Raw genomic sequence first — 14,470 nt, 5'->3', positions numbered from 1 at the left:
GCAGGCTAAAACAGTCGTGTCGGCGACGGCCGGGAGGAACCGTGGGATATCTGCGGCTGCTGCGGCGACCTCGGATCCTGCTGCTGTGGGTCGGTCAGACTCTCAGCGTGCTCGGCGACCGGATGTACGCCCTGGCGGTCATGTGGCTGGTCTGGGAGGCCACCAAGTCCGCCGCGCTGATGGGACTGGTCGCGGTCGTGGAGTCCGTGCCCTACATCCTGGTCGGCCTGTGGGGGCGGCGCGTGCTCGCGCGCTGCGGCGGCTTCGGGCCCCTGGCGCTGATCGACGTCGGCCGGCTGATGGCGGTCGCGGCGCTGCCGGTGATCTGGACCGTCAGCGGCCCGAGCGTGACCGCGCTGCTGGTGGTCGCCGGAGTACTCGGGCTGCTAGGAGCGGTGTTCGACCCGAGCATGGGCGCGCTGGTGCCCGACCTGGTGCGCGCCGAGGACGTCCAGCAGGTGTCCGGGCTGATGGACCTCATGGGCCGGATCGCGCGCATCGCCGGTCCCGGCTCGGCCGGGCTGCTGCTGCTCGTGCTGCCCGACGTGCAGCTCTACACCGTGGACGCAGCCACCTTCGCTATCTCGGCGGCGGCGCTCCTCGTGCTGGCCCGCTCCAGCCGTCCCGGAGCGACCGCCGAGCGGCCCGGCCGGCCCGACCCGGAGCGGCCCGCGCGGTCCGGGCGCAGTTGGGGGCTGGTGCTGCGGTATCCGGTGACCGGCTGCATGATCGGGGTGCATGCGGCCGGGCAGATGCTCGCCGGGGTCACGCTGGTCCTGCCTGTGCTGGTGGCGCAGCGGATCGGCGCGGGCCCGGAGGTGTACGCCGCGGCCGGCACCGCCGCCGGGGTCGGCGCGGTCGCGGCGAACATGATCGCGGGGAACGCACGGTGGGCCAGCGTGATACCCGGCGCCTACTGCCTGGCCTGGGCCGCCGAAGGCGCAGTGATGATCGTGACCGGGATGAGCTGGACGACGTGGCAGGTCATCGCGCTGTCGGGACTGTCCGGCGCGGTGTCCCCGTTCATCGGCGTCGGGCTGCGGACCCACCTGAGCGGCTTCGGCCGAGGTGAACGGCTCGGCCTGCTGACCGTTGACCAGACGCTCCTGCGCGCGGCCGGAACGGCGGGCACAGCGGCGCTGCCGGTGCTGGCCGGGCATCACCCGGCGGCCGGGTATGTGACCGGTGGGGCCGCGACCATCGCCGTCGCGGGCGCCGGGTGGATCGCGGCAGCGGTGCTCGGAAACCGCGCTGCCCCGACCCAGCCGGAGACGGCGTCGGCGTCCGCCCGCTGACTTCCGGAAGCTGGGGCGCCGTTCTCTGTTCCGCTCACATCGGCCGGGGTGGTGGCGCACAATGGCCGGGTGCTGACAATGCGTCCCGCGACGGTCACCGATAAAGCCCAGGTCGCCCGGTTAGCGGAGGCCCGCTGTTCCTGGCTGGAGGAGCGTAACGAGCCGTCCTGGCGGGACGCCGTCGAGGACCTCGTGGCCCAGTGCGACAACCCCAGCGGAGACGTGTGGGTCCTCGCGGACCACGAGCGCGGCGTGATCGGGCAGATGCTTGTGCAGGACGTCGGCCCGCCGTGGGGATGGACCGATGCCGAGCGCGCCGAGCCCGCCCTGTACCTGTCCGGCTCGATCACCGACCCCACGGCGCCGGCGATCGCTGGCCAGCGGCCGGGGACGGTGATGGCGTGGTGGGCGGTGGACCGCGCCGCTCGGCTCGCGGTGCCGTGGGTCCGGCGGCACTGTCAGGTCGCCGCGGTGGCCCGCTACAACCTCACGCAAGGGTTCGAGCTGGTGCGGGAGGAGCAGCGGACCAGCGCACGGCTGTACTTCATGGCGCGGCGGGCCGAGCGGCTCGACCTGTCCGCGTGGTTCGGGCCGCAGGTCAGGACAGGAACGCCCTGACCGCCTGGTCGAGGGTGATGACCTCCAGCAGCTTGGAGTGGAAGTGCTCCTGGTAGGCGGTGCCGTCCAGCTCCGCGGCGGCGGTCTTGAGGCCGTCGGGGTCGACCAGGCCCTCCTCGATCAGCGGTGACCCGTCCTGCAGGATGCGGTGCAGCAGCGGCAGCCCGTTGACGCGCAGGGACTCCTCGACCAGCTCGGCGAACGACTCGCGCAGCTCGGGGTTGCAGGCGTCGTGCGACAGCCCGAACGTGGCGAGGTGCCGGCGCTGCAACTGCTTGAGTTCGCGCCAGTAGAACGGGAGCTGGTCGCCCAGCTCGATCAGTGCCCGGTGCATGAACGGGTGCACGGGCCAGACCCCGGCGCGCAGCAGCGGCGGCGCGACCGTCTCGGCGGCCAGGAGGGTGATCCCGCCGGCCATGGCGGGTGGCGCGATCCCGACGTCGCCGTACTCGATCGCGGCGCGGGCCCGCGGACCCAACCACGGCAGGTCGAAGCTCTGCGCCTTGTCCAGCGCTGCCCGCGCTGACTCCTCCGATCCGACGGCCACCATCTCGTCGCCGCCCAGTCCGGTGATGAGCGTGTGCGCGCCGAGGCTGGCGATCTGCCCGTTCAGGTCGGTGAACAGCTCGTACAGCGGCTCGTCGTAGGGGCTGACCGGCTCCCCGCGGACGCGGCCGCAGCCCGGCCCGAACAGAAGCCGGTCGCGGGTGTCCAGCCGCAGGTCCTGCGGGCCGAACGGCACCTTGTCGCGCATCTCCCAGCGGCGGCGGATCTGCTGCGGGCGGCCCGGCCCGATAACGACCAGCGTTGCGGTGTTGATCTGTCCGGGCCAGCGATGGGCGGCGCGGGTGCCGATGGACCCGGAGTCCAGCCCGCCGGTTAGGTGCGCGACGGTCGCGGCCGGGTCGATCGGGCGGGCGTCGAGCGCGGTGTCGATCCCCGCGACGAACGCGGCGAGTACGTCCGCGCCGTCAGCGTCGCCGCCCGCCAGGTCGCGGGGCTCGGCGTGCTCGACCGGGTCGGGGTAGGTGATGACCAGGTCGCCGCTGAACGTCGCAGTCGCGCGCTCTGTGAGGCGGTGGATGCCGGTGAACGGGGTGCCGGTGGCGTAGCGGGGCCGGTAGATCAGCAGACGAGTGGCCTCCTGGGGGTCGATGCCGCCGGCGAACGGGGCCAGGTCTGCCATGTCCCACGAGCCGTGCAGGACGCCGTCCTGGTGGGCGAGGAACAGCGGGGTGGACCGGGCGGCGCCGGCGGTGACTCGGACCGGCCGGTGCGGGGTGAACTCGATCAGGACGTGGTCGACGGGCCACCGCCGTGCCTGGCTGGTGATCGCGTCGAACTCGGCGGGAGTGACCGGGACAAGCTCGGCGGGGGCGGCCGGACGGCCGGGCACCCGTTCCCGGACGATGACGGCGGTGCGGGCGCCGTCGGATGCGGCGAGGTGCTCCACCATCGGGTGCGTGTAGGGGGTGACGCGGGCGCGGTCGTCCTCGGTCCGGTAGGCGGCGCCGTCCCACCTGAAGACCGGGGAGGCGTCCGGGTCGATTCGCAGGGTCAGCACAGCAGACTCCTCTCCCCGCAATGGGGCTCGGGACGGGGCCCGGCCTTCGGCGGCCGGGCCCCTTCGGCAGTGCGGGTTGGGTGGGTCAGGTGGCGGTGGTGTCGTAGGTCTTGGCACCGTCGCTGGACCCGGACGCCTTCTTGTAGTCGTTGCGGGCCGGCGGCGTCTGGACGATGAGGCGGGCGTCGCCGTCGAACAGCCCGGAGGTGTCGGGCAGCTGCTCGGCCGGCGGCTGGAACGCCTCCAGCAGGGACGGGCGTTCGGCCGTGGTGACGGTCATCGTGGGTTCCTCCCTCGGTGGGGTACCGGTTGGCTTCACCGTCATCCCGGCGCGCCGCCTGGCCAAGGGGCGAGGCGTTGCTCCGAGTTGCTTTTGGGTTGCTTCGGGTTGCCTCTTCGCAGGACAGGCTTGGCGGCGGCACGTAGCGGGCGGACACTCGGGGGTGTCCGGGCATCCGGTCTCCGGGAGGCGTCCAATGACGGCCGCGGCACTCTGGGATCACCCGCTGTCGGCGCTGCTGGCGCAGAACAACCTGACCGCCGCGGCGTACCTGCGGCGGGTCGCGGACCAGCACCGCGCGCTTGGCTACGGCGGGATGGCCGTCCGGAAGGAGAAGCTGACGAGGTGGAAACGGCACCCGCCCGGACGTCCCGCGCAGCTCGCCATCGCGCGCCTGCACGGCATCCCGCCGAGCGAGGTCGACCGGCTCGGCTGGCCCGGTTTCCTCATACTCGCATTCCCCAGTGACCGGGCCGTGCTGGAGTCGGCGTGGACCCCGGCGGGTACGTTGCATCTGCTGACCGATATGGGAGGGTCTGTGGACCTGGACCGCCGAGGGTTCCTCGTCGTCACCGCCAGCGCCCTGGCCGCCTCCGTCGCGCAGTGGGTCACCGCCGCGCCAGCGGTCGCGATCGGCGATCGGGGCCGGCGCGTCGGCCTTGAGGCTCCGGAGCTGTTCGACGCCCGACTGCACGCGCTACGGCACCTAGACGACATCGTGGGCGCCGGGCAGGTCTACAGCGCGGCGCTGCTCGAGCTGCGTCTGATCACCGACCTGCTGCGGAACGCGTCCTACTCCGGGGAGGTCGGCCGGCGGCTGTTCGGCTGCGCCGCGGAGGCCGCCCGCCTGGCCGGGTGGTGCGCCTACGACGCGGGCCGCATCGCCGCGGCGGAGCAGCACTTCGTGACCGGCCTGCGCGCGTCCGGGTCGGCAGCGGACCCCACCGCCGGCGCCGTCATCCTCGCGTTCTGGGCGAACCTGCGCTACGCCAACGGCGACGCGCGGGGCGCCCTCCACCTGGTCGACGGCGCGCTGAACGACCATCGGAAGATCACCTCGCCGCGCGTGATGGCGATGCTGCACGCCCGCGCGGCCCGCGCGCATTCCAAGGCGGAGGAGCCGACCAGCGCATGGCGGCGGGTCGACGCCGCGTTCGCCGCCTACGCCTCCGCGCCGCCGTCGTCGGAGGACCTGCCGTCGATGACGTGGATCACCCACGGCGAGCTCCACCAGGTCGCCGCCAGCTCCGCGCTCAGCCTGAACGAGCCGAGCCGGGCGCTCGAGCACTTCGCCGCGGCGGTCACCCACACCGACCAGTACGACACGAGCCGGGAGACGCGCGGCACCGCGATCTACCTCGCACGGCAGGCCGAGGCGCACCTGTTGCTCGACGACGTAGACGCCGCTGTGGAGGTCGGGCACAAGGTCGTCATGCTGATGGGCGGGGTGGACTCCGCGCGGGCGACGAGCACCCTCGCGGACCTGCGCGATGGGCTGAGCGGGCACAAGCATGTCCCGGCCGTACGCAGCTTCCTGGAATACGTCGCCGCCTAGCCTCACTTGTGTGGACCCACACTCGGGTGTACCGGGTACCCGCCTTGTATGTGTATCGGGTACCCAATACAGTCGAGGCATGACGACGCAGAACAGCACCGCCTCCACCGCCTGCCCCGGCGACCTCGCTCGCGCCCTACGGGATGCCGTCCAGGGCGTCATCGACGCCCGGATCGCCGACCTCCCGTACCGCGAGGGCCTCGCCGAGTACCGCGCCGCCCAGGATGCTGCGACCCGGTCCCTCGCCGTCTGGATCAAGGACGGTCGCACCGTCGTGGTCGACGTCATCGGCGACCGGTACCGGTACATGGCCGCGCAGGTCCTCGACGCCGCGTCGGCCTCGTTCGACCTCGGCCCGAACGCAAGGATTGTCGACCTGTCGACGGGCGCCGCGCTGATCTGGTGAGCGGCGAGCAGGGCCCCGGGCGCGCGCCCGGGGCCTTCGCGCTCTTGGCGGACAGGCCGGCGGGCGGATGTGTGGAGCCACACTGGCGATGTATCGGGTACCCGCTGGCTTTTGTATTGGGTACCCGATACATTGATTAGCGCAAGGGAAGCCAACCCCGACAGAAGGATGAAGAGGATGAACGGCACGAACGAAATGCCCCGCCACATGGCCGGAGCGGGGATGCCTGACGCCGTCCTGAACGTGCTCCGCGCCGCGGCCTGGCGACTGCACTACCCCGCCACCGGCAACGTGTTCGCCTACGCGCCCGACGGCACCGTGATCCTCACGTACCTGCCCGAGGGCGACAGCTTCGCCCCGACGGCCAACGGCTGGGACAGCAAGACCCCGCTGTGGGTGATCCGCGCCTACGACAACAGCGACCGGCGCACCGTTGCGTGGGAGGCCACGTTCACCCCCGCGACCCCCGCGGAGCTGATCGCGGCGATGATGGCCGACCTGATCCACGGGGGGCCGCTGGACCCGGACCGGGACGAGCCTGCACCGGCACACGTCACCGCGGAGGCGTAACCCCGAGCAGGACACGACGACGGCTCCGGGCCCCTGGGTCCGGGGCCGTCGCGGTGCTCGGATCGGGGGCCGGCCGGTCGATGTGTGGGACGACACCCCAGGTGTACCGGGTACCCGCTGGCATGTGTATCGGGTACCCAGTACAGTCATAGGCATGACGACGAACACGAACACCACCGCCCCCACCGCCAAGTGCGCCCGCTGCGGCCGCATCCTCCGCAGCGCGGCCAGCATCGCCCGAGGCAAGGGCGCCCACTGCGCCCGCCTCGACCGCCGCGAGGCCGCCGCCCGCGAGGCCGGTTTCAAGGACGCCGCGATCGACAAGGCGCTCCAGCTGATCGCCGACCACGGCATCGTCCCGGTGCGCGGCCGCAGGGTGTTCGCGGTCGTCTCCTCCGACGGCACCGGCCGCTACCTGACCGCCCGCGAGGCGTGCAACTGCCCGGCCGGACTCCGCGCCCGCCACGCCTGCTACCACCGCGCCGCCGCCCACATGCTCGCCGCCTGACGAGCACCACCCCACCGGGGGGCCGCAAGGCCCCCCTCCAGGAAGGAACCCCATGGAGATCACCACCATCCGCGACAACACCGCCGAGTACTGGTGCGCGGACGACGACCGGTGGATCCGGCGCGTCGTCTGGCACCGCCGCACCCGCGAGGTGACCGTGCGGTGGGAGCACCGCAGCGACCTGCTGTCGCGGTCGGGCGCGCCGTACCGAGGCCACAAGCTCCTCGGGCGCGCCGAGGACCGCCCGACGGCGGACGGGCTGGCGCGTGACGCCCTGGCGCACGCCTCGGAGCTGGCGGTCACGAGGCCGTCGGCGCTGGGAGCAGGGGTGGCCTGACGCCCCGCCTCGGGCCCGTCCGTCCTCGTCGTCACGGACGGGCCCGGGGCAGGACGCCAGGGAACGGGGACCGGCGGTCAACACGTGCCGCACCCCGCAGCCGCTGTAAGGGTCGCTGACGGTCGCGCGGCCGGGCAGAGGGCCCCTGTCCTACGTCCGGCAGGGGCGGCCCCGTTGCCGCCCGCTGATCGCCTCGCGTTGCCCGGCCATGCGTTGCCCGTCCTGGGGGCGCTGGCCCCCTCCTAACCGCCGATGCCGCGCAGCCTCCCGGCTGCCGCGCGGAAAGGCCACACCCGTGCGAATCGCGTTGACCATGCGTATCCACATCGACCCCGAGCGGTGGGCCGACCGAACCGGCTGCGACCCGGCGCGGTGCCAGTACGAGCTCGGCTGTCAGCTCTCGGACGCGATCGACTCGCTGCCGATCATGGAGGACAACTGGGACATCCGCGTGCGCGGCCGCACTGTCCCGCCCGACCCGCAGGGGCCCGCGCTGGACGGCACGGTTCAGGTGACGGTCGGGTACCTGATCGACTACGACGCCGAGCGGTGGTGGGCCGCGCGCGCCGAGGGGATCGGCCCCGCTGCGCTGGACACGCCCCGCCAACGGCGCGCGTACGACGACATGGTCCTTCACCTCACCGCCGAGCTGGGCACGCTGTGGACGATCACCGAGACCGGCGCCCGGGTCACCCTCCTGGAGCCATACCGCCGGGAGTTCCAGCCCGGCGAGCTATCCGAGCTGAGCACCGGCACCGCCCGCCGCCGCGCGCGCTGGTGAACGCGCGCGACGCCCCTCCCTCCCGAAGAACCGAAAGGACGACCTATGCCCACGACGCCCCGGCCTGCGCCGCTGAACACCTTCACCGCGGTCATGGAATGGTGCCCCGCGCTGGCCGACATCGGCACCCTCGTCGTGGTCGTGCGCGCCCGTGACGACGTCGACGCCCGCAACCGGATCCTCGCCGTCCTGGGCGCGTCGTACGGCTACGACCCGGCTTTCCGTGAGGTCTCCGACGACCCCAGCGAGTGGGCGATGGTCGGCGCGATGTTCCGCGGCGACCTCGCCGAGCGCCTGGTGAGCCCGGGGGACCACGAGGTGATCCGCGACGGGGACGTTTCCGACGAGGCCCTTGCCGCTGCGCGCCGTCGCTTCCGGCTCGGCTAGTCCTGCAGGTGCGCGCCGTCAGGTGTCGCGCGGCCCGCCTCGGTCCGGTCCTTCTCCGGCTCGAGGCGGGCGGTCGCGCCTGGCTGCCGGCGGCTGCTCGAGCGGCCGCCGTGGTGGGCTGTTCCGGGGCCGTCGCTTGCTTGTGTATCGGGTACCCGATACAGTGATGGCGTACCGAGCACCGCGCCGAGGAGGATCCGATGATCGCCACCGCCACCGCCAAGCGCTTCCGCGTCTACGTCACCCGCACCGACGGCCGGTTCGTCGGCGAGGGGATGACCGACGGTGACGCCTACTGGCTGGTCGACACCCACGGCGCCCGCATCTCCGAGTTCTGCTGCAACCGCGCGCAGGTCACCCTCGCCGCGCGCCGCCTGTTCGGCCCGCTCTGGCCGGGGGACGTGCTCGCCTACGGTCACCCGGCCTGGCGCGCCCAGGAGGAGCGGCCGGAGGTCGGCGACCGCGTGATCTACCGGGGCAGCCTGCGCGAGTACGTGGGCCGGGAGTTCCTGGTCGCCGCCATCGACGGCGGACGGGTGGAGATCACCGAGATCGGGCGCGGCGTGCGCCTGGTCGCGCGGGTCACCAGCGTCGACCTGACCTGACGGCCTGCTCCGGGCCCGTCTCGCACGGGCCCGGAGCAGGGCGCCGGGCCGCCCACCGCAGCGCCCGCCCCCCGCCTCCCGCGAGAAAGGAACGACAGATGACCGAGCAGAACGTCACGCCCGTCGGTGGCGGCGAGGTCCACCTCCCGCACCCGGCGTTCGAGAACTGGCCACTGTGCCGCACCTACGGCTCCAACCGCGTCCAGACGCGGTTCCGGCCGACCGACGCCGCGGTCACCTGCGCCCACTGCCTCGAGCAGCTCCGGCGCCGGGAGATCGCCGCCCGGCGCGCCGCCGAGGAGGCCGAGGTGCCCCGTGCCGCCGCGCTCCAGGCGGTGGGCGAGGCCGGCCTGACGGCGGAGGGATTTCACTTCCTGCTCGGCGCGCTCGTCCGCGCCGCGCCGCACGCGGTCGAGCCCGCGCTCGCCACCCTGCGGCGCCGGGCCGCCGAGCCGGGGCAGGCCATCCGCTACTTCCGGGACGGTGCCTGACGCCCCGTCCCGGGCCGTTCCCGCAGCGGCCCGGGACGGGACGCGTCTCTCTCGGGTGCGCGCTTGCTTATGTATCGGGTACCCAATACAGTAGTCACGTGACGTTGACCGCCCCGCGGCCCCGTGGCGGGGCGGTCAACGCCACGCCCCCACACCGACGACAAGGAAGAACGCATGACGGAGATCACGCACGAGATGGTGGCCGGCTACGTCGCCGCCGTCGCCGCGGCGCTGACCGCGGACGGGCACACGGTGGAGGTGACCGCGCCGCGCGGGCCCGACGAGCTGAGGGGCGAGATCCTGATTCCGGACCTGTGGACCGACGAGTACGGCCGGGCGGGCGTCGCCCTGCGGTACAGCGGGGGCGGCATGAGCCCGCGCGCAGCGGGCTGGACCGCGGCGTGCTACGACCCGCAGACGGACCGCCGGAACCTGCACACGGCGCTGCTCCTGGGTCCGGTCCCGGCGCCCGGGGTGCTGGTGCGGGCGGCCGCGGCGATCCTGCAGAAGCGTGCGCTGAACGCCGGGCGCGTCGAGCCGGGCGTGGCTGAGATGCTCGCGGCGTACGAGGGCGAAGACGCGCCCGTGCCGGAGGAGGAGCGGCTGCGGTCCGAGCGGGACCAGATGGCCAACCGGATCCGGGGCGCCGCCTACGACCTGGACGACCAGCTGCGCGACTCCCTCGGATGGGACGCGGCGCACGCGGTCCGGGACCGGCTGCTCGCGATCGCGGACGGCACGAACGCCTAACACGGCACGACGGGCGCCCCGCCAACCCGCGGCGGGGCGCCCCCTCGGAAGGAGAACGCAATGGACGACGACAACCGGCTCCGGCCACCGGCGCCCAGGCCGTGCGCGTCCTGCCCGTACCGGCGTGACGTGCCGTCCGGGGTGTGGGCCGCGAGCGAGTACGACAAGCTACGCCGCTACGACGCGCCGACGTTCGCGCAGCCGCCGGGGGTGTTCCTGTGCCACCAGCAGAACCGGGACGCTGTCGGCGCGCGGCTGTGCGGCGGATGGGCGGGCGTGCATGACGGCGCGAACCTGCTCGCGCTGCGGATCGCCGTGGCGGACGGTCGGCTCTCGCCCGAGGAGCGGGACGCCGTCGTCGGCTACGAGTCCCCGGTGCCGCTGTTCGCGTCCGGTGCCGAGGCCGCCGCGCACGGGGTCGCGGAGATCGCGGCGCCGGGGGAGCGGGCGGTGGCCGCGATGTCGAAGATCGCGCGCGTCCGGGGCGACCTCGTCACCGGTGGTGGCGCAGTCGCCTGACCGGCCGAGCGCTCGAGGGCCCGCATCCCACGTCGGGGTGCGGGCCCTTCGCCGTGCCGTTACTGCTGGCGGGCCCGGATGTGCGCCTCGGCCTGGAGGCGCCGCTCGAGGCGGCGGTAGGCGCGGACGGGGGACGTGATCCACACGGCCCCGCCGACCGCCCACAGGAGGGTGGCCCAGAACAGGAGCGGGCCGACGAGCAGACTGCCGGCGAGGAAGAGGACCACGACGACGGGGATCAGCGCGGCGAGCACCACCGAGTACCAGAGGCGGCGGCGGTGCCGCTCGGCGTGGACGTCGGCGGGCAGGTCTGCCGTGGGGGTCATGGGGCTCCTCGTCGTGCCGGTGCCCGTATAGACGCGGCGGGGCGGCGGTGGGGTTACCGCGGGCCGGACCCGGCTGGTGGCGGGTCGGAGTTGCCGGGCCGCGCCGTCGGGTCGGGCGGGGCCGGCGCGCGTGGCGGCGCGTGTATCGGGTACCCCGCTTGCCTTTGTATCGGGTACCCGATACAGTAAAGGCGTATCGAGCACCGAACGGGAAGGCCCCCCGATGACCGCCACCACCACCGCCATCCGCTACTTCGGCAAGTGCCCCGTCAAGGGCTGCAAGACCCGCCGCGTCGTGGACGGCGACAAGCGCATGGCCGTGAAGATCGACGGCCGGTGGACCTCGCTGAACGCCTACGAGTACGCCGGGTTCACCGGGGAGCGCCGCGCCGAGTTCATCGCGACCATGCGCGCCCACGACCTGGTCTGCGGCGCGCACGAGAAGTTCCTGCGCTGGGAGGGCGGCCGGTTCACCTACAACCCCGAGAAGTCCTGCACCCCCAAGTGCGAGGCGGCTGCGGGCCCGCGGTGCGACTGCTCCTGCCGCGGCGCCAACCACGGCGGCGGCCACGTTGTGTCCCTGCACTGACCTGGCGCCCCGCCCGGGGCCCGTCCCGCACGGGTCCGGGACAGGGCGCCAGGCCACCGGCCCGGCGCACCCCACCACCGAAGGAGAAAGACATGAGGACCACCCGGCGCGAGCAGCCCAAGCCGACCACCCCGCCGTCGGCCAAGGCGATCGAGTCGCTGCGCAACCTCGCCGCCTACGGCGGCGCGGTCAAGGCCAACCTCACCGACATGCGCAAGGCCGGCCTGCACGGCAACTGCGCCCACGCCCTCGAGCGGCGCGGCCTGATCACCACCGAGGAGCGCGACATCCAGTACCGGGAGTGGGCGGGCCGCGAGCTCGGCACCTTCTACCACATGATCACCGACGAGGGGCGCGCGCTCCTGGACGGGCTCGCCTGACGTCCTGTCCGGGGCCCGTCCGCCGCCGCGCGGACGGGTCCGGGACAGGGCGCCAGTCGAGTGGCGACGGCCCCGACCCGGAGGAGATCATGGAGCGGATCGAGGACAAGGTGGAGCAGATCACGGAGCTGGACACCTGCTCGCGGAACCCCAGGTGCGCCCGCCTGCGGCGGGAGGATCCGGACGAGGCCGGCGTGCAGGTCTGGGTGGAGGCGCGCCTCGGCGGCCGGGCGTACCGGTTCCGCGGCGAGGGCTGCGACGCGAATTACGCGGAGGACGACGCCCAGGAGCACGCGGCCGCCTACCTCGGCGACGACGCCGTGTTCGGGCAGCGGCTCATCGAGGCGCCCGCCGAGCGGGTCGACGCCGCCGACCTGCTCGGCCGGGTGTTCCTGACCCCGGAGGCGTGGGACCGGTGCGTCGCGTGGAGCGAGGAGGACGGCGACCGGACGGGCGTGCTCCTGCAGGACCGCGACGGGCGGCTCCTGGACGTCCTGCGCGCGCTGGCCGACGCGATCCGCCGCGCCGGTCCGCTGAACCGGACCCGGCCGCTGCCGTTCGACGTGGCGTGCTTCCTGCGCGACGTGGTGTTCGACCCGGACGATGACCGTGAGCCCGCCTACGTCGCCCTCGAGGCGTCGTTCGCCAGGGACGGCAACGGCGATCACCTGTTCACCGTACGCGAGCCGCACTGACGCCGCCGGGCCGGTCCGTGCGCCCACCGGACCGGCCCGGACCGTCACCCCGATCCGCTACTGACCATTTCGGAGGAGCACATGGCCACCCTGCCCGCGCCGACGGACGTCCAGGTCGCGTCCGGCGTCCCGGAGGTCGAGGCGTACCGGGCCGCGCTGGAGGAGCTGTCGCTGTTGCGGGCCCGCGCCGAGCGGCGCCGCGCGGCGCTGGAGGAGCTGCGCCCGAGCATCGGCGACACCGCGTACGGGCGGGAGCTACGGGACCGGGCCCGTAGGCGGTGCGACGAGGCGGCCGCGGAGCTGGACCAGGCGGTGGCCGCGATCGGCGCGCTCGAGGCGGATGCGGCGCGTGCGGGGGCGGACGCGCTGGCGCGGTTGCGGCTGTCGGCCGAGGTTCGCGCTGCGCGGCGGGCCGCCGAGCAGGCGGCGCGCCGGGCGCGCCAGGGCCGGGTGTGACGGTGTGCGGGCGGGTCCTCGGGCTCGGCGCGGGCCGCCCTCGACGGGGCGCCGGCGCCGGACGGCGGAAGGGGGTGTGAGCAGCGATCATGCTCCTGGCCTGCGAAAAGTTTGTCCCTCATGTTGACAACGTTTAGGGGTCGAGCTAACTTTGTCCCCGTAAGAGACAAGGTTTTACGGAGGACGAAATGACCGCCCAGACCCCCACCGCCCAGACCCCCCGCCTCGCCCCCGGCGAGCTGCGCCGCCAGGTCGCCGGGTACCTGATCGAGCACGCCGCCGACGCCCACACCGCCGCGCGGATCGCGACCGCGCTGAACCGCTCGAGCGGCGCGGTGGGCAAGGCCCTGGAGACCCTGGCCGACCAGGGGCAGGCGGAGAAGATGAGCGGCAAGCCGGTCACCTACCGCGCCACCCTTTCCACCTCGGCGGCCGCCACCCAGCCGATCGGCGCCCGCGCCGCCGCCGCCCGCGCGGTCTCGGCGAGCCCGGCCGTGCAGTCCCTTCAGACGACCGTGAACGGCCCGGTGACGCGCCCGAACGGCCAGACCTACCACCCCCGCACGCTGGCCGGTCTGTCGGACGTGACGGCGCTGCGCAAGCTGCGCGCCGCCGGGGTTTCCGCCCTGCTGTACGGCCCGCCCGGGACCGGCAAGACCTCCCTGATCGAGGCCGCGTTCCCCGACCTGATCACGGTCGCCGGTGACGGCGACACCGCCGTCGCCGACTTCATCGGCGAGTACGTCCAGACCCCCGACGGCCGATACGAGTTCGTCTACGGGCCGCTCATCCGGGCGATGCAGGAGGGCCGCGCGCTCCTCATCGACGACGCGACGCTGATCTCCCCGAAGGTACTGGCGGTCGTCTACCCGGCGATGGACGGGCGGCGGGAGATCGTCGTCAAGGCCCACAAGGGCGAGACCATCACCGCCGCCGAGGGGTTCTACGTGGTCGCCGGTCACAACCCCGGCGTGCACGGCGCGATCCTGACCGAGGCCCTGTCCTCCCGGTTCGCCGCGCAGATCCAGGTGTCGAGCGACTACGACCTCGCCGCGAAGCTGGACATCCACCCCAAGGCGGTCCGGGTCGCGAAGAACCTTTCGACCAAGCAGGGCAACGGTGAGGTCGGCTGGGCGCCCCAGCTGCGGGAACTGCTCGCCTTCTCCAAGATCGCCGAGGTCCTCGGGCTCCCGGCCGCCGTGTCCAACCTGGTCGGGGTCGCGCCGGAGGAGGACCGGGAGGTCGTCAGCGAGGTCGTCCAGACGGTGTTCGGCGACGAGTACAAGCCGCTGGCGCTCGGCGAGCAGATCTGACCAGCGGTCCGGGGTCCGGGCCCGCCTCGGCGGGCTCGGGCCCCG

At 73.5% G+C, this 14,470-nt stretch carries 21 protein-coding genes; 18 read left to right on the top strand and 3 right to left on the bottom strand.

Annotation, left to right across the window (positions count from 1 at the left end; all coding sequences use genetic code 11):
• Nucleotides 1-41 precede the first annotated feature (41 nt).
• Nucleotides 42-1,295, top strand: coding sequence for an MFS transporter (locus QP089_RS00730; protein ID WP_285909145.1), 1,254 nt, complete (start codon nucleotides 42-44; stop codon nucleotides 1,293-1,295).
• A gap of 78 nt (nucleotides 1,296-1,373) precedes the next feature.
• Complete coding sequence (locus QP089_RS00725) at nucleotides 1,374-1,913, top strand: GNAT family N-acetyltransferase (RefSeq protein ID WP_285909697.1); 540 nt, start codon at nucleotides 1,374-1,376, stop codon at nucleotides 1,911-1,913.
• Here QP089_RS00725 and QP089_RS00720 read toward each other — a convergent pair.
• A complete protein-coding gene (locus QP089_RS00720; RefSeq protein ID WP_285909144.1) occupies nucleotides 1,894-3,477 on the bottom strand; it encodes an asparagine synthase in 1,584 nt (527 codons plus the stop codon). The two genes, QP089_RS00725 and QP089_RS00720, sit on opposite strands and share 20 nt — an antisense overlap.
• Before the next feature lie 85 nt (nucleotides 3,478-3,562).
• Entirely contained in the window at nucleotides 3,563-3,757 is a 195-nt protein-coding gene (locus QP089_RS00715) for a hypothetical protein (RefSeq protein ID WP_285909143.1), read from the bottom strand.
• 196 nt (nucleotides 3,758-3,953) lie between these two features.
• Between QP089_RS00715 and QP089_RS00710 the strand changes: the two genes are divergently transcribed.
• The 11 genes from QP089_RS00710 (at nucleotide 3,954) to QP089_RS00660 (ending at nucleotide 10,666) form a co-directional block, all read left to right on the top strand.
• Nucleotides 3,954-5,312, top strand: a complete 1,359-nt coding sequence (locus tag QP089_RS00710; RefSeq protein ID WP_285909142.1) for an NsdA family TPR-like regulatory protein — start codon at nucleotides 3,954-3,956, stop codon at nucleotides 5,310-5,312.
• 79 nt (nucleotides 5,313-5,391) lie between these two features.
• Nucleotides 5,392-5,718, top strand: coding sequence for a hypothetical protein (locus QP089_RS00705; protein WP_285909141.1), 327 nt, complete (start codon nucleotides 5,392-5,394; stop codon nucleotides 5,716-5,718).
• Nucleotides 5,719-5,895: 177 nt separating this feature from the next.
• On the top strand, nucleotides 5,896-6,288 hold the full coding sequence (locus QP089_RS00700; protein WP_285909140.1) for an SPDY domain-containing protein: 393 nt from the start codon (nucleotides 5,896-5,898) through the stop codon (nucleotides 6,286-6,288).
• 154 nt (nucleotides 6,289-6,442) lie between these two features.
• Nucleotides 6,443-6,796, top strand: coding sequence for a DUF6011 domain-containing protein (locus QP089_RS00695; RefSeq protein ID WP_285909138.1), 354 nt, complete (start codon nucleotides 6,443-6,445; stop codon nucleotides 6,794-6,796).
• A gap of 52 nt (nucleotides 6,797-6,848) precedes the next feature.
• Nucleotides 6,849-7,133 (top strand): hypothetical protein, encoded by a 285-nt coding sequence (locus QP089_RS00690; RefSeq protein ID WP_285909137.1) that lies wholly within the window; start codon nucleotides 6,849-6,851, stop codon nucleotides 7,131-7,133.
• Between the two features lie 313 nt (nucleotides 7,134-7,446).
• Nucleotides 7,447-7,914 carry a hypothetical protein gene (locus QP089_RS00685; RefSeq protein ID WP_285909136.1) on the top strand — a complete coding sequence of 156 codons (468 nt, stop codon included), beginning with the start codon at nucleotides 7,447-7,449 and terminating at the stop codon, nucleotides 7,912-7,914.
• 45 nt (nucleotides 7,915-7,959) lie between these two features.
• On the top strand, nucleotides 7,960-8,301 hold the full coding sequence (locus QP089_RS00680) for a hypothetical protein (protein ID WP_285909135.1): 342 nt from the start codon (nucleotides 7,960-7,962) through the stop codon (nucleotides 8,299-8,301).
• 200 nt (nucleotides 8,302-8,501) lie between these two features.
• Nucleotides 8,502-8,906, top strand: coding sequence for a hypothetical protein (locus tag QP089_RS00675; RefSeq protein WP_285909134.1), 405 nt, complete (start codon nucleotides 8,502-8,504; stop codon nucleotides 8,904-8,906).
• Nucleotides 8,907-9,004: 98 nt separating this feature from the next.
• Nucleotides 9,005-9,397, top strand: coding sequence for a hypothetical protein (locus QP089_RS00670; protein WP_285909133.1), 393 nt, complete (start codon nucleotides 9,005-9,007; stop codon nucleotides 9,395-9,397).
• Nucleotides 9,398-9,571: 174 nt separating this feature from the next.
• Entirely contained in the window at nucleotides 9,572-10,147 is a 576-nt protein-coding gene (locus tag QP089_RS00665) for a hypothetical protein (protein WP_285909132.1), read from the top strand.
• Nucleotides 10,148-10,207: 60 nt separating this feature from the next.
• Entirely contained in the window at nucleotides 10,208-10,666 is a 459-nt protein-coding gene (locus QP089_RS00660) for a DUF6283 family protein (protein ID WP_285909131.1), read from the top strand.
• Between the two features lie 59 nt (nucleotides 10,667-10,725).
• Here QP089_RS00660 and QP089_RS00655 read toward each other — a convergent pair whose 3' ends face one another.
• Nucleotides 10,726-10,992: a hypothetical protein gene (locus QP089_RS00655; protein ID WP_285909130.1), complete on the bottom strand. Its 267-nt coding sequence runs from the start codon at nucleotides 10,990-10,992 to the stop codon at nucleotides 10,726-10,728.
• A 223-nt stretch (nucleotides 10,993-11,215) separates the two neighbouring features.
• Here QP089_RS00655 and QP089_RS00650 point away from each other — a divergent pair, with 223 nt between their 5' ends.
• The 5 genes from QP089_RS00650 to QP089_RS00630 all read left to right on the top strand — a co-directional run bounded on the left by QP089_RS00650 (nucleotide 11,216) and on the right by QP089_RS00630 (nucleotide 14,425).
• Nucleotides 11,216-11,581 carry a hypothetical protein gene (locus QP089_RS00650; protein WP_285909129.1) on the top strand — a complete coding sequence of 122 codons (366 nt, stop codon included), beginning with the start codon at nucleotides 11,216-11,218 and terminating at the stop codon, nucleotides 11,579-11,581.
• Nucleotides 11,582-11,673: 92 nt separating this feature from the next.
• Nucleotides 11,674-11,961: a hypothetical protein gene (locus QP089_RS00645; RefSeq protein ID WP_285909128.1), complete on the top strand. Its 288-nt coding sequence runs from the start codon at nucleotides 11,674-11,676 to the stop codon at nucleotides 11,959-11,961.
• 89 nt (nucleotides 11,962-12,050) lie between these two features.
• On the top strand, nucleotides 12,051-12,656 hold the full coding sequence (locus tag QP089_RS00640; RefSeq protein ID WP_285909126.1) for a hypothetical protein: 606 nt from the start codon (nucleotides 12,051-12,053) through the stop codon (nucleotides 12,654-12,656).
• Between the two features lie 81 nt (nucleotides 12,657-12,737).
• Nucleotides 12,738-13,112: a hypothetical protein gene (locus QP089_RS00635; protein ID WP_285909124.1), complete on the top strand. Its 375-nt coding sequence runs from the start codon at nucleotides 12,738-12,740 to the stop codon at nucleotides 13,110-13,112.
• Nucleotides 13,113-13,300: 188 nt separating this feature from the next.
• Nucleotides 13,301-14,425: an AAA family ATPase gene (locus QP089_RS00630; protein WP_285909123.1), complete on the top strand. Its 1,125-nt coding sequence runs from the start codon at nucleotides 13,301-13,303 to the stop codon at nucleotides 14,423-14,425.
• The last annotated feature ends 45 nt before the right edge of the window (nucleotides 14,426-14,470 follow it).

Origin of the sequence: Actinomadura opuntiae, from assembly GCF_030283205.1 — a bacterium.
Lineage (GTDB): Bacteria > Actinomycetota > Actinomycetes > Streptosporangiales > Streptosporangiaceae > Spirillospora.
The sequence above is the reverse complement of the archived record's forward strand: the minus strand, read 5'-3'. Positions and strand labels throughout refer to the sequence as shown.

Excerpts from the sequence above, each read along its gene's own strand:
- QP089_RS00725 (WP_285909697.1), top strand. The coding sequence starts at position 1,374 with ATGCGTCCCGCGACGGTCACCGATAAAGCCCAGGTCGCCCGGTTAGCG.
- QP089_RS00715 (WP_285909143.1), bottom strand. The coding sequence starts at position 3,757 with ATGACCGTCACCACGGCCGAACGCCCGTCCCTGCTGGAGGCGTTCCAG.
- QP089_RS00710 (WP_285909142.1), top strand. The coding sequence starts at position 3,954 with ATGACGGCCGCGGCACTCTGGGATCACCCGCTGTCGGCGCTGCTGGCG.
- QP089_RS00705 (WP_285909141.1), top strand. The coding sequence starts at position 5,392 with ATGACGACGCAGAACAGCACCGCCTCCACCGCCTGCCCCGGCGACCTC.
- QP089_RS00700 (WP_285909140.1), top strand. The coding sequence starts at position 5,896 with ATGAACGGCACGAACGAAATGCCCCGCCACATGGCCGGAGCGGGGATG.
- QP089_RS00695 (WP_285909138.1), top strand. The coding sequence starts at position 6,443 with ATGACGACGAACACGAACACCACCGCCCCCACCGCCAAGTGCGCCCGC.
- QP089_RS00690 (WP_285909137.1), top strand. The coding sequence starts at position 6,849 with ATGGAGATCACCACCATCCGCGACAACACCGCCGAGTACTGGTGCGCG.
- QP089_RS00685 (WP_285909136.1), top strand. The coding sequence starts at position 7,447 with ATGCGTATCCACATCGACCCCGAGCGGTGGGCCGACCGAACCGGCTGC.
- QP089_RS00680 (WP_285909135.1), top strand. The coding sequence starts at position 7,960 with ATGCCCACGACGCCCCGGCCTGCGCCGCTGAACACCTTCACCGCGGTC.
- QP089_RS00675 (WP_285909134.1), top strand. The coding sequence starts at position 8,502 with ATGATCGCCACCGCCACCGCCAAGCGCTTCCGCGTCTACGTCACCCGC.
- QP089_RS00670 (WP_285909133.1), top strand. The coding sequence starts at position 9,005 with ATGACCGAGCAGAACGTCACGCCCGTCGGTGGCGGCGAGGTCCACCTC.
- QP089_RS00665 (WP_285909132.1), top strand. The coding sequence starts at position 9,572 with ATGACGGAGATCACGCACGAGATGGTGGCCGGCTACGTCGCCGCCGTC.
- QP089_RS00660 (WP_285909131.1), top strand. The coding sequence starts at position 10,208 with ATGGACGACGACAACCGGCTCCGGCCACCGGCGCCCAGGCCGTGCGCG.
- QP089_RS00655 (WP_285909130.1), bottom strand. The coding sequence starts at position 10,992 with ATGACCCCCACGGCAGACCTGCCCGCCGACGTCCACGCCGAGCGGCAC.
- QP089_RS00650 (WP_285909129.1), top strand. The coding sequence starts at position 11,216 with ATGACCGCCACCACCACCGCCATCCGCTACTTCGGCAAGTGCCCCGTC.
- QP089_RS00645 (WP_285909128.1), top strand. The coding sequence starts at position 11,674 with ATGAGGACCACCCGGCGCGAGCAGCCCAAGCCGACCACCCCGCCGTCG.
- QP089_RS00640 (WP_285909126.1), top strand. The coding sequence starts at position 12,051 with ATGGAGCGGATCGAGGACAAGGTGGAGCAGATCACGGAGCTGGACACC.
- QP089_RS00635 (WP_285909124.1), top strand. The coding sequence starts at position 12,738 with ATGGCCACCCTGCCCGCGCCGACGGACGTCCAGGTCGCGTCCGGCGTC.
- QP089_RS00630 (WP_285909123.1), top strand. The coding sequence starts at position 13,301 with ATGACCGCCCAGACCCCCACCGCCCAGACCCCCCGCCTCGCCCCCGGC.